9 protein-coding genes are annotated in these 13,715 nt (G+C 57.4%); 6 read left to right on the forward strand and 3 right to left on the reverse strand.

All coding sequences use genetic code 11. The features are described from left to right. Nucleotides 1–2: 2 nt before the first annotated feature. On the forward strand, nt 3–986 hold the full coding sequence (locus QE432_RS11905; RefSeq protein WP_065703423.1) for a DUF1839 family protein: 984 nt from the start codon (nt 3–5) through the stop codon (nt 984–986). Continuing rightward, complete coding sequence (locus QE432_RS11910) at nt 983–3,439, forward strand: glycoside hydrolase family 2 protein (RefSeq protein WP_306624376.1); 2,457 nt, start codon at nt 983–985, stop codon at nt 3,437–3,439. Before QE432_RS11905 ends, QE432_RS11910 begins: the two co-directional genes overlap by 4 nt. On the opposite strand, the gene QE432_RS11915 is transcribed toward QE432_RS11910, so the two are convergent. Then, nucleotides 3,410–5,227 carry a serine aminopeptidase domain-containing protein gene (locus tag QE432_RS11915; RefSeq protein ID WP_113157552.1) on the reverse strand — a complete coding sequence of 606 codons (1,818 nt, stop codon included), beginning with the start codon at nt 5,225–5,227 and terminating at the stop codon, nt 3,410–3,412. The two genes, QE432_RS11910 and QE432_RS11915, sit on opposite strands and share 30 nt — an antisense overlap. Nucleotides 5,228–5,573: 346 nt before the next feature. Between QE432_RS11915 and QE432_RS11920 the strand changes: the two genes are divergently transcribed. The 4 genes from QE432_RS11920 to QE432_RS11935 all read left to right on the forward strand — a co-directional run bounded on the left by QE432_RS11920 (nt 5,574) and on the right by QE432_RS11935 (nt 11,743). Next, nucleotides 5,574–8,291, forward strand: a complete 2,718-nt coding sequence (locus QE432_RS11920; protein ID WP_003516808.1) for an ABC transporter ATP-binding protein — start codon at nt 5,574–5,576, stop codon at nt 8,289–8,291. A 43-nt stretch (nt 8,292–8,334) separates the two neighbouring features. Next, nucleotides 8,335–8,790, forward strand: a complete 456-nt coding sequence (locus QE432_RS11925) for a cyclic nucleotide-binding domain-containing protein (protein ID WP_003516807.1) — start codon at nt 8,335–8,337, stop codon at nt 8,788–8,790. Between the two features lie 188 nt (nt 8,791–8,978). Next, complete coding sequence (locus QE432_RS11930) at nt 8,979–9,839, forward strand: MBL fold metallo-hydrolase (protein ID WP_019566087.1); 861 nt, start codon at nt 8,979–8,981, stop codon at nt 9,837–9,839. 209 nt (nt 9,840–10,048) lie between these two features. Next, nucleotides 10,049–11,743 (forward strand): adenylate/guanylate cyclase domain-containing protein, encoded by a 1,695-nt coding sequence (locus QE432_RS11935; RefSeq protein ID WP_003516805.1) that lies wholly within the window; start codon nt 10,049–10,051, stop codon nt 11,741–11,743. A gap of 37 nt (nt 11,744–11,780) precedes the next feature. On the opposite strand, the gene QE432_RS11940 is transcribed toward QE432_RS11935, so the two are convergent. Together QE432_RS11940 and QE432_RS11945 are read right to left on the reverse strand one after the other, a co-directional pair. Beyond that, nucleotides 11,781–12,263 (reverse strand): class I SAM-dependent methyltransferase, encoded by a 483-nt coding sequence (locus QE432_RS11940; RefSeq protein ID WP_003516804.1) that lies wholly within the window; start codon nt 12,261–12,263, stop codon nt 11,781–11,783. A 79-nt stretch (nt 12,264–12,342) separates the two neighbouring features. Beyond that, nucleotides 12,343–13,683, reverse strand: a complete 1,341-nt coding sequence (locus tag QE432_RS11945; RefSeq protein ID WP_306624378.1) for a nucleotide sugar dehydrogenase — start codon at nt 13,681–13,683, stop codon at nt 12,343–12,345. Between the last annotated feature and the right edge of the window lie 32 nt (nt 13,684–13,715).

A 13,715-nucleotide genomic window follows, 5' to 3' on the forward strand; every position in this document is an offset into this window, starting at 1 on the left:
TCATGCGGCAGATTTTCCCCGGTCTCGATCCCAAAAACTATGTGCAGCACCCGCTTCATTCTTCGGAAAGAATGTGGCCGGAGACCAATTGCTACATCGATTTGTGGATCGAGGTGCTGGCCTCGAAAGGGTTGCCGCCTGAGGCCATGTTCGGCTTCACACTGACGCAGGATTTCGAGGGCGACCAGTTCACCTTCTTCAAGGTGCCGCTGGAAGATCTGGAAGCACTTTATGGCGTTCGCGCCACCGAACTTGCGATCTTCGACCGGGTTGAAAACCATATCGAAGCGCAGCTGGAGCGCGGCCGCATCTGCCTGATCGAGATGGACAGCTTCTATATGCCCGATACCCACGGGGTGGGCTACCGGAAGGAACATGGCAAGACCACCATCGCCATCAACCGGATGGACCTCGCAAACCGGGAACTCGATTATTTCCACAATGCCGGCTTTTTCCACCTGTCGGGCGAAGATTTCGACGGCCTGTTCCAGCATCACCTGTCAGAGAGCGAGCCGCCCTTTCTGCCTTATACGGAATTTGCGAAATTCGCAGACAGCAACCCTTCGCCGGCGCATATCCGCAAAACGGCCGAACGGCTGCTGAAGTTTCATTTTTCACGGCGACCATCCGACAATCCGGTCAGGTCTTTTGCAGCCGTGTTTCCGGCTCAGGTCGAGAAGGTGGCAGACCGGCCGTTCGGCTTTTTCCACAAATATGCCTTCAATACGCTGCGCCAGCTCGGCGCCAATTTCGAACTGGCTGCGAGCCACCTCGAATGGCTGGACAAGAGCGAATTTGCTGAAGCGAGAGACCACGCGCTGCGCATATCCGAGGTCGCCAAGACCGTGCAGTTCCAGCTAGCTCGCGCCGTCACGCGCCGTAAATTCGACGCGCTCGCCTCGGTGCTCGATCCGGCTGCGGAAGCATGGGATGGTGTGATGGAAGCCCTTGCGGCAAAATTGTCGAACACCAGCGAGGCCGCGTGAGGACTTATCTTCCGCGCGAAAGCGAAAAATTACTAAGCGAAGGCTGGACGCTGACACTGACGTCCGCCAATGCCTGCGAAACGCCCTCGGAAATTCCCGCAACTCTTGAAAGCCTTCACGTATCCGTTCCCGGAACAGTGGCGCAAGCTCTGGAACTGGCCGGGAAATTCGACCGTTTCAATCCGACACCATTGAACGACAGGGATGCCTGGTACCGTCTGACGATGATTTCCGATGTGCGGGAGCGGGCGATCCTGCGCTTCGATGGCCTGTCGACGATTGCAGAAATCTTCCTCAACGGCGAACTGATCGCCGCCAGCCAGAGCATGTTCGAAAGGCTGGAAGTGCCGGTTGAACTGACAGGCGCGGACGAACTATCGATCTGCTTCCGGGCACTTTCGCCAAGGCTCGAAAAAACCGGTCCCCGCGCCCGCTGGCGTCCGCAGATGATGAACACCCAAGGTCTGCGGCTGATCCGCACCACGGCGCTCGGATATATGCCAGGTTGGTGCCCGGAAATCCATGCCGCCGGACCATGGCGACCCATCAGCCTTAGAAGACAGGCAGGCGTGCTTTGCACAGTCCGGTCCTCGCTCGACGAAACCGGGACGGGAACGGTCAACATCGCCCTGGAGGCGAACCACGACATTCCATCCGCACGGCTCACCTGCGCCGGTTACAGCACCGATCTTTCCAGAGGTGAAAACGGCGAATTCTTGGGCGAACTCCGGATACCCGATGTCGAGACTTGGTGGCCGCATACCCACGGCAGACCGGCGCTTCATGAAGTCGTTCTGGAACTGGATGGTAAGCAACACAGGCTCGGGCGCACCGGCTTCAGGCGCGTTGAGGTGGATTACGGCGAAGACGGCAACGGTTTCGGCATCCAGATAAACGGGCACCCCGTTTTCTGCCGGGGCGCAGTCTGGACGACCGCCGACATCGTGCGCCTGCCGGGAACAAGACCGGACTATGAGCCTTGGCTTCGAAAAGCTGCCGAAGCCGGTATGAACATGATCCGCATCGGCGGCACGATGGCCTATGAAACGCCGGAGTTCTTCACGCTGTGCGATGAACTCGGCATCATGGTTTGGCAGGACGCCATGCTTGCCAATTTTGATTATCCAGCAAAGGATGAGGCGCTCAGCCAGCACATCGTTACGGAAATCTCGCAGTTCCTCGAGACGACCGCCCTTTCCCCTTCGCTGACCGTTTTTTGCGGTGGTAGCGAAATGTACCAGCAGGGCGCGATGCTCGGTCTGCCGGAACAGATATGGAAGGGAACACTCACCGAGACAATTTTGCCCGATGTTCTGGCCGGAAAACGGCCGGACGCGGCCTATGTGGCGAATTCCCCTTCAGGCGGCGCCTTGCCCTTCTTTCCCAATGCCGGAGTTGGTCATTATTACGGTGTGGGCGCCTATTGCCGTCCGCTGGAAGATGCCCGCCGGGCCAATGTCCGCTTTGCTGCAGAGTGCCTGGCCTTCGCCAATATTCCCGAACAGGAAACGCTGGACAGACATCTTCCCGCTCTGGCGGTGCATGATCCGCGCTGGAAGGCGCGCACGCCACGCGATCGCGGCGCTTCCTGGGATTTCGAGGATATTCGCGACCATTATCTGAAACTGCTTTACGACGTTGAGCCGGACGTGCTGCGTCGGGAGGATGGCGGCCTCTATCTCGACATGTCTCGTGCCGTCACTACCGAGGTCATGGAAGCAACCTTCGCCGAATGGCGTCGCGACGCGTCCTCTTGCCGGGGCGCCCTGGTCTGGACCTTGCAGGATCTCGTTCCCGGCGCTGGCTGGGGTATCATCGATGCCACCGGCAGACCCAAATCCGTCTGGCATGCGCTGAAAAGAGCGTTTCGTCCCATCCAGGTCAGCCTTTCCGATGAAGGCACCAACGGGCTGGACATTCATGTCATCAACGAAACCGGCGACAACCTTGACGCCATGCTGGAACTGACCTGCCTGCGCGATGGCACGCAACCCGTCGTCCATGCCAAACGGCCGCTCACGCTCTCGCCGCGACAGAGCCAGACCATCGCCGCAACCGATTTGTTCGGCGCCTTTTTCGATACGACCTATGCCTATCGTTTCGGCCCGCCCTCCCATGATGTGACGGTAGCCCGGCTCCGCGATGTCGCGACCGGATCTGTCATCGCAGACGCATTCCATTTTCCTCTCGGTCGGAAAAAAGCACTGCACGCCGCCAACCTTCAGGTGGGGGTGAGCGAGGCGAACGGCATCTGGTCGCTCGAGATCGGCACGGACCGGCTGGCGCAATCCGTCCATATCACGGCGCAAGATTACCGCGCCTCGGAAAGCTGGTTCCATCTCGCACCCGGTGAAACCAGAAAAATCGACCTTATGCCGGAGACAGCAACATCCGAAACGCCCCCTTCCGGCGATGTCGTCTCGCTAGGCTCCAGCCGGCGTTTTTCCTTTTAGAGCCATTAGCTTCACCGCATCGATGTAGGCTTTTCTGGCCTCCGGCGTTGAAAGATTATGGTCGGCGTCAGGAATAATCGTCAGCGACACATTCCGATAGGCCGACAGGCCCCTGCCATCGGCGTTGAAATAATACCGGAAATGCTCAAGCCCGTCGTCATTGTCGCTGTAAAGCAGGCTGATGGACACATCCCTTGTCTTGAGCTTGTCGAAAGCACCGTAGACGGCACGCCCTTCCTCGCTCCCCCGGCGGGAAAGCCTTGCCGTTTTTATCGAAAGCTTCTTGAGCGTCGCCTTGGCGATATTGCGACCGGCGCTCACCACATCGACATCGCCGCTGACGAGACGCTTGAACGTGGCGCCCTGGCGAAAACGCTGGCTGTATTCCCCAAAGGAACGTGGCGGTTTGTGCAGCGCTTCATCGACCGAGCGGCCTTTCCGCCAGTGGAACACAACCGGATTAACCGCAACCACCCCGCTGATCCGGTCATCGGCAAGCGCGCCATTGAAGGCGAGGTAGGCGCCACTGCAGCGCCCAGCAGCAACGACGGGTCCTTTGCCACGCCGACTGAGAAAATCGAGCGCGGCGGCCACGTCATCATTCTGCGCCGCATCGTAAAGAACCTGATCGGGCGCGTTTTTGACCGGGGGGCTGTCGGCAATATTGGCCGCGTCGAACCGCAGCGAAGCGATACCCTCCCGTGCGAGCAAACGGGCCGTTTGCACGGAAAGCCTGCCCCAACCCGCATGCCGGTCGTAGGCCGCGCCCAGCAGAAGGACCGAGGAGACCGCCGGCCGATCGTCAGGCTCGCAAAAAACACCGAAAAGCCGGCCGGCTTCGCCAAATTGCACCGGCTGTTCCAGAAAACCGCGACCGCGCTGCGGAGCGTTGACGATGAAATTCTCCTGCGGACCCGCCGCATCCGCGGCATGAGTTTGGGACAGGACCCAATCCCGAAGCCGCTTCACCACATCGCCGGGTATTTTCGAGAGTGTGGGACTGGATACGAGATCGTCATATCCCTCAAATTCCGCCTCCCCCACCTCGGCACCAATCGCGGCGAGTTGTTTGGCAAAATCGCTGTCGCTCGCCCGGCCCGGTCTCGACAGCACCAGAATGCTACGCGCAGGAGCGGTATCCAGCTTTGCAAGATTGACCTTCTTGATAGCATCAGCAACACCCACCGGCATGGCCATGCCTGCAATTGCCCCCGCCTCCGCCATGCGCTGCCCGGGACGAAGACCAAGGCCATCGTCAATCATGGACGACCACATCGCCAGTTCGCGAAGATAGCTCCGTCCAGAGACGACGGGCGCCAGAAGCGCCATGGAACCGACGGCCGCCGCATCGGCGAGCGCCTGTATGGCGATCAGACAGCCGAGACCCTGAGCGATGACGACCACACTGGAACAGCCGGAAAGACGTTTTAGATAATCGAGCGCCGCTCGCGTGTCGGAAAGCCAATCCGCCGCACGGTCGACATCCTCCGGATCGAGCGCATCCCCAGCGCCATGATAGTCGAACCGCAGGCTGGCGACGCCGGCCGCCGCCAGCCGTTCAGCCACAACCCGCTGAAACTTGCGAGTGCACAGTTCCTCCATGCCCCAGGGGCTGACGAAAAGAACCGCATGATCCTGTTTGACCTCTTTGCGCGCCGGGTGAAAAACACCCGTGCATCCTTGAAAAGAAACCGGATGTGCGATCGACCCATCGGATGCAATGCCCGAAAGCGACAACATGTCAGGGGACGGTTCACCGCTTGCACGCTCTGAAATATCTATCGCCATCGACCTTGCAATCACTACGCCTTTGTCGGCTCAACCATTTGCGGGATAACTATACCGGAGCGTCCTAACGTCCTGTTCTACAGTAAAACCAATAACATTAGGGAAGTCTAAAAATGTAGTCGTCTCAATATCGAATGTGGAATGCACGTTACAAAAACAAATATCGGGGATCGTGGGCCAGCCTCGGCACGGGCGCTATTTTGCTCGAAACCGCTTGAATATGCTGATAAATAGCGAGTCACATACCTATTTGCAGGAGGGAATCCCGCCACCCGGCAGCCTGACCGTCTTGACACCGCGCAAACCAACACGCCGGGCCCTGCCCGACAGGTCATAGAAGTTTTATATGGAACAAAGCCTTACGCGTTATATCTGGTCGCATACGAAGCGGCAGCAGCTTTTCATTCTGCTGATCGTCGCCCTGTCCATGATCCCCTATTTCCTCGCCTTCGATCTGCCCAAACAGATCGTCAACGGGCCTATTCAGGGAGACGGCTTCGAAGGGGCAAACGCGACCCAGCTTTTCATGCATCTCACGGTCGATATTCCCTATTGGGGCACCGTGACGCTCTTCCCCGGGCTCGAACTCAACCGCATGTCGATGCTGATGGCGCTCAGCCTCACCTTCCTTGCGCTTGTCGTCATCAACGGGCTTTTCAAATATTATATCAACACCTTCAAGGGCCGCCTCGGCGAGCGGCTTCTCAGGCGTATCCGTTTCGAACTTATCGATCGGATCCTGCGGTTCCCGCCCACGCATTTCAAGCGGGTCAAGGGTGCTGAAATCTCCAGCATGGTGAAGGACGAGGTCGAGCCGCTGGGCGGATTTACCGGCGACGCCTTTGTGCAGCCGGCGCTTCTGGGCGGTCAGGCGCTCTCGGCACTCTTCTTCATTCTCGTGCAGAATTTCTGGCTGGGTCTGATTGCGGCTTTCATGGCCGCCATCCAGGTCGGCATCATCCCCAAAATGCGCCGTCGCCTCATCGAACTCGGGCGCCAGCGGCAGCTGAGCGCACGCCAGCTTGCCGGGCGCATCGGCGAAATGGTCGACGGCATCGGCACCATCCACGCCTATGACACCTCCAATTTCGAGCGTGCCGATGCCTCGCACCGGCTCGGCGACATCTTCAGGATCCGCTACGATCTCTACCAGTGGAAGTTTCTGGTCAAATTCATCAATAACTTCCTCGCGCAGCTCACCCCTTTCTTCTTTTATGCACTCGGCGGCTATCTCACGCTCAAGGGCAGCCTCGATGTCGGGCAGCTGGTTGCCGTCATCAACGCTTATAAGGAACTGCCAGGACCGCTGAAGGAGCTGATCGACTGGGATCAGGCGCGTCAGGATGTCCAGGTAAAATACGAGCAGGTCTTCGAGCAGTTCGATGCGTCGAACATGATCGATGACAAGGTGCAAAAACTGTCACCGGGAGCAGTCGCGGCAATTGCCGCACCGATCGTCGTCAGCAATCTGACGCTGGAAGACGATAGCGGCAGCCGGCTTCTGGAACAGGCATCGTTGAAGATCGAGGCAGGCGAGGTGATCGCCATCGTCGGTGGATCGGGAGCAGAGGCGCTCGCGGATGCTATCGGCCGCACGCTCTGGCCGACCTCCGGCAAGGTGAGCATCAACGACGTCGACATATTGGAATTGCCTGAATCGCTGACGGGCCGTCGCATCTCCTATGTGTCCTCGGACAGCTATTTTTTCCACGCCAGCCTGAAGGACAATCTGCTTTACGGTCTCAAGCACGCACCGCTTGTCGAAAAGCAATACGAAGGTGCAGCGCTGGAACACCGCAAATGGGAGATCCGCGAAGCCAAGCTTGCGGGCAATCCGACGATCGACATCAACAGCGAATGGATCGACTACGCTTCAAGCCCGGCCGGTGACGGCAAGCCGGAAAACCTCATCCAGGCCGTTCTGGCTGTGCTCGACAGCGTGGAACTTTCACAGGATATTCTGGAATTCGCGTTGCGCTCGACGATCGACCCTTTGACCGACCTGCATCTTGCGGCCCGCATTGTGGAACTGCGACATGTCCTGCGCGCCGAACTGGAAAAGGAGAACCTGAGCGGCCTCATCGCTCCGTTTGAGCTGGAGAGCTACAACAGCGAGGCTACCGTGGGCGAGAACCTGTTGTTCGGTACCATGCGCGACTCATCACAGTCGATCAGGACCGTCATCGAAAGCGAATATTTCCGTTCGCTGATGCGCGAAACCGGCCTCGTCAAAACCCTGTTCGAAATGGGGTATACGATTGCCGAAAACATCGTGGAAATCTTCGCCGACCTGCCGGGTGACCACCCCTTCTTCCAGCAGCTGACATTCATGACGCCCGACGATGTTCCGGTCTATCAGCAAATGCTGCAGCGTCTTCAGAGCCGGAGTTTCGACGAGGCCAATGAAAGCGAAAGACGCGCGATGCTGCGGCTGAGCTTCTTCTACATTGAGCCCCGGCAGCGTTTCGGCCTTCTGTCACCGGAAATCATGAACCGGATCGTTGAAGTCCGGCACATGTTCCATGAAAACCTGCCGGACAGCCTGAAGAACGTGATCGAAATCTACGATCCGACGAAATACATGAGTGCCACCAGCCTTCTGGACAATATTCTCTTCGGCAAGGTCAGCCATCGTTATACCGACGCATCACGGCGCATCACCCACATCGTGGCCGAGGTCATGCGCAAGCAGGGCGTCTATGAGCGTGTGCTTGCGGTGGGTCTGGATTTCAACCTCGGCGCCGGCGGCAAGCGGCTCGGGCCACTCCAGCGGCAGAAGCTCAATCTCGCAAGGGCGCTGATCCGCAAGTCCGACTATTACGTCTTCAATCGCCCCCTTCCCGGCCTCGATCCGCGGCAACAGGAGGAAATTGTCGAACGGGTCATCACATTCCTGAAACAGAACAATAATAACCCGGCGATCGTGTGGGTTCTGTCGAATGCGACGCTCTCGCGCATGTTCGACCGGGTCATCGTCGTCCATCAGGGCCTTATCAGCGCTGATGGAAGTTACGAGACTCTTGCGCAGGAAAACGGTACATTCAAGGATATGGTCGCAACATAAATCCAAGAAAGTGACCGAGGTGGAACAAGAACAGGGTAAGGCAATGCTTTTCAAAGACGAAATTCAAATGCTGAAACGCGTCCCGTTTTTTTCGGAAATGGAACCGTCGAAGCTCAAACTTCTCGCATTCGCATCCGACCGCGTGTCCTATCACACCGGCGACATGCTGTTCCGGCAGGGAGATGTCGGCGATGCGGCTTACGTCCTTTTGACCGGCAAAGTGGATGTTCTGGTCGATTCTCCGTCGGGCACGTTAAAAGTGGCCGAAATGACCGGCAATGCGATCGTCGGTGAAATCGCCATTCTCTGCGACAGCGTCAGAACCGCAACCGTGCGCGCCTCTACCAACGTGGAAGCCCTGCGTATCGGCAAGGAACAGTTCTTCAAGCTCATGTCCGATTTCCCTGACATTACCATCAAGGTCATGCGCGTTCTTGCCGAACGTCTCACCCAGACGACGACGGAGCTTAGCAAAGCGCGTGCAAACGCGAGAACATGAGCCGCAATTTCTTGCTACCGTGGATGGCGATGTTGGAAAAATAAATGTCGCACCATTGCAATATAAATGAAATGCTGACTGAATAAGGGTAAGGGCGTCCGCCAAAAGAGAGCGGATATAATAATCTGTAGAGACAACGGGCTTCATGGGAGGAAGCGTGCAAGATTCCGTTGTAATCGGGGTGTGTCATGGCGTTCGATTCCGACATAGTAAGTCGGGAAGGTAATAAAGATTTTCGGGTAAAGATCTGGGGTGCGCGGGGAACGCTTCCTGTTTCAGGTGAAAACTTCCGAAAATATGGCGGGAATACCATCTGCATCGAGGTACGATGCGGAGATCATGTTCTTTTGTTCGACGCGGGCTCGGGGTTACACCCTGCTGGTCTGGCGTTGCGGGCGGAAGGTATTACCGACGTCAACCTGTTCTTCTCTCACTGCCATTACGACCACATCGTCGGCTTTCCCTATTTCAAGCCGTTCTACAATAGCTCCAACGATGTCGCCATCTGGTCGGGTCATCTTGCCGGCACCATGACGACGCGGGAAATGCTCAAGGACTTCATGAGCCCGCCATGGTTCCCCGTACCGCTGGAAGTCTGCTGCGCAAAAATGGCAACCCGTGACTTTATGCCGGGCGACGTCCTGGATGTTCATCCGGGCCTCTCGATTCGAACTGGAATGCTCAATCATCCGGGCAACGCCATCGGGTATCGCCTGGACTGGGCGGGAAAGTCATTCGCCATCATCACCGATACCGAACATGAACCGGGCAATATCGACAAGAACGTGCTTGATCTGATCAAGGACGTCGATCTCTTCCTCTACGACGCCATGTTTACCGATGAGGAGATGGGCCTTTATCGCGGTTATGGCCATTCGTCCTGGCAGGAGGCGATCCGCCTTGCCAAACTGGCAGGCGCAAAAAATGTCGGCTTCATCCACCACGCCCCAAGCCGCAGCGACGATGAGCTGGACGATATCGAAAAACAGGCAAAAGCCCAGTTCAGCGGTGCATTCGCGACAATGGACGGCCAGATCATCGACCTCTGATCGCGGTCACCAATCTCGTGTTGCTGGCCTGCGTTTGACGCTTTTTCGAAGCCTGATTTGTATCATGCGGCGAACCGACGTTCGAACACGCACAATTGACCATCGCCGGCCCATTGCTCCACGATATTGCCACGAGATACCCTGCATTAAAGACACCAGAGCACACTTAATGATGATTCTGCGCCAAATGACCGCATGATGGGATTTGCATGATCCGTTTCTTTTCGGAAACCAATTTGAGACGCGCCCGGATCTTGTCCGGCCTCATCATTTTTGCCTTTGTATTTTCCCATCTTTTCAACCATTCGCTCGCTCTCATCTCCATCGATACCGCCGAGCGGGCGCGAAAATGGTTCAGCCTGATCTGGCTCAATCCCGTCAGCAGCCTGCTGTTTTATGGGTCGGTTGTGGTGCACGTCTGTCTTGTCCTGCGCTCGCTTTATCAGCGCCGGACATTGCGCATGCCGCTTCGCGAAGCGCTGCAAGCCATACTTGGCCTGTCGATCCCGTTTTTGATCATCAGCCACGCCGTCAATATTCGCGTGTCGCACATGATCTACAACATCGACGTGGGATATTACTCGGTCGTTCGCCGGCTCTGGATCAACAACCCGATGGCCGGCGCGTGGCAAAGCCTCGCATTAATCGTGATCTGGACCCACGGGTGTATCGGCCTGTTTTTCTGGTTACGGTACCGGGACTGGTATCCCAAAATTGCCGGGATATTCATGACTGTGGCGGTGATGCTGCCTTTGTTGGCGCTTCTGGGCTTCAGCGATGCCGGCCGCTGGCTGGAGGAGGTGGACAGAAAATACTCACTTCCTCCCGGGCTTGCAGATACCACCGTTCAAAGAGACGACATACCGTTACAACGGGAGATGGAGACGCGTATCCGTTTCGTTACCGACGCAACGGAAGCGATTTTTGTCGGCGCGGTCATGCTGGTGTTCGTCTTGCGCGGGGTACGCAGCTGGCGACAGAGATCGACGGCTATCGAAATCCGATATGAGCATGGCGCGCAAGCGCGCGTCCCTGCCGGGCTCAGCATTCTGGAGGCCAGCAGACTGGCGGGCGTACCGCATTATTCCGTATGCGGCGGCAAAGGACGCTGTTCGACCTGCCGGGTCAGGATTGTCGAAAGCAAAGGCCCGCTTCCGCCTCCCGGAGATATCGAACAAACCACTTTGAGGCGCATCCATGCCGATTCAGATGTGCGGCTCGGCTGCCAGTTGCGGCCCACCCAGGATATTGGAATAGCGCTTCTGGTATCGCCGCCCCAACAGAGCGACCTGCCAGCGGATGCGCAACCGGCACGGCCGGGCAAGGAAGAGGAGATCGCCATCCTCTTTTGTGATATCCGCAATTTCACCGCGCTTTCCGAGGCGAAACTGCCATATGACGTCGTGTTTCTTCTAAACCGCTACTTCACCATCGTCGGGCAGGCCGTAGAACAGGCCGGAGGACATCTCGACAAATTCATCGGTGATGGCGCCATGGCTCTTTTCGGACTTGGTGACGATGCAGAAAATGCCTGCCGCAACGCCATGAAGGCCGCCGCTATCATATTGCGGGAGCTTTCAATCCTGAATGAGGGACTGGAAAAACAATTTGCCGTCCGGCTGGAAGTGGTAGTAGGCATCCACGCCGGCCCGACGATCGTCGGCGTCATGGGCTATGGCGCAGCGAAAACCCTGACCGCCATCGGCGACACCGTGAATGTGGCGAGCAGGCTGGAATCCAAGGCCAAGGAATTCGGCGCCGCCATTGTCGTTTCCGAACCCGCCATCATTCAGGCGGGACAGGAGATTGCCGATTTGCGAAGCGAAAAAATCGCCATTCGCGGGAGAAACTCGCAAATGAAAGTTTTCCTGCTCTCGAAAGAAGAGAGCGAGCGCTACCTATAAGGCAACCCCGGCGCTCTCTCTGACGGGCCATCCGGCCTCAAATCTTGCGATAGAGAAAATAACGGTCGGTCGGCACGCTTTCCGGCACCGGCAGAGGCTTCAGCATGGGATGATCCAGAGGCAGACCGCTGACCGCAACGCCGCCTTTTGCCAGCATGCCCGCGGCAAGGTCCGGCAGCCATGTCAGGGTAATGGCATCCTTTTCGGGGTAGCCCGTGCCGATATCGGCATGCACCATGGCCGCCTCCACACCGATGAAGGCCGGAGCGGTTTCCGATATTTCACCGATGACGAGATCTTCCTGCGCCGGAACGGAAGAGGCGTGTGCACCCATGGCCCTGTCGAAGGCAACGATACGGCGTTGCGGAAACAGTTCGCGCAAATGATTGAACGTGCGCCCGTTTCCAAGGCCTATTTCCATGATCGCGCCTTCGTCAGGCAGATCAAGATCGGCCTTGACGTGGTTGAGGATATCGCGCTGCGCGGTCAGCCGGCGAATGAAACTGTCCAATCTGCTCATAGTCCGTCCGTTCATGAATGCCGGGCATTTTCAGTAAAAGCGTATGGCGATTTTGCTGGAAATGCCCGGGAGAAGGCGATCAGGCCTTGATGATGTGTTTTGCGGCGATATCCCGACGTGCGAAGACGTTTCGCGTATCGATAATCAGCGGCGACCATTCGCAAAGAGCGGCATAGTCCACACTGTCGTGATCGGTCGCGACCAGAACAGCGTCAAAGGCGCTGACGGTCTGCTTGTCCCAAGCCACGGATTTCATGCCCATCAGGTGGCTATATTCCCGGGTTTTCGGGATTTCTGCCACGTGCGGATCATAATAGGCCGCTTCGCCGCCGCGCTCCTGAATAAGTTCTATGAGTTTCAGCGAAGGACTTTCACGAATATCGGGCACATTCTTCTTGTAGGCGAGACCGACCACCAGCACCTTGGAGCGGCTGAGCGCCTTGCCGGAACGGACGTCGAGGGCTTCCGCAACCCGTCCGATGACATGACGCGGCATGCCGGTGTTGATCTCGCCGGCGAGCTCGATGAACCTCGTCGGCAACTCGTACTCCCGCGATTTCCAGGTGAGATAGAAAGGATCGATCGGTATGCAGTGGCCACCAAGACCCGGGCCGGGATAAAACGGCATGAAGCCGAACGGCTTGGTTTTCGCCGCGTCGATCACTTCCCAGATATCGATGCCCATGGCCTCATAGACGACCTTGAGTTCATTGACGAGCGCGATATTGACAGCGCGGAAGACGTTTTCGGTGATTTTCACCGCCTCGGCCGTGGCGTTTGTCGAGACCGGAACGATTTTCTTGACCACTGAGCCGTAGAATGCCGCCATCAGTTTTCCGGCAGTCTCGCCATCGCCTGCAACGACCTTCGGAATCGTCGAGGTCTCGAAATCGCGATTGCCAGGATCTTCCCGCTCGGGCGAAAAACCGATGAAGAAGTCGACGCCGGAGACAAGTCCCGTACCTTCCAGAATGGTCTTCACAACTCCGTCGGTCGTGCCGGGATAGGTGGTCGATTCCAGCACCACAAGCTGCCCCCTGCGCAGATGCGCGGCAATGTCCCGGCAGGTCTTTTCGACATAGGAGAGGTCCGGCTCGCGATATTTCGTCAGGGGCGTCGGCACGCAAATGGCAATCACATCGCATTCAGCCAGTCTGGAAAAATCAGACGTTGCGATGAAGCCATCATCGCGCCTGACGCTTGCCAGCACCTCGTCCGAAACCGCCTCGATATAGCTGCGGCCGGCATCGATCGCGACCATTTTACCGGGATCGATATCGAAACCGACGACCTTGAAACCGGCCTTGGCGATCGTGATGGCTAGAGGCAGGCCGACATAGCCAAGGCCGATCACCGCCGCTTTGGCGCTTTTGTTTTCGATGCTGGAAAGCAGGTTCTGGGAAACGACTGGGGAAGTCAAAGCGTGTCACGCTCCGCGCATGTGCAAAAGAT

The sequence above is a fragment of the Agrobacterium sp. SORGH_AS_0745 genome (assembly GCF_030818995.1).
Taxonomy (GTDB): Bacteria; Pseudomonadota; Alphaproteobacteria; order Rhizobiales; family Rhizobiaceae; genus Agrobacterium; species Agrobacterium tumefaciens.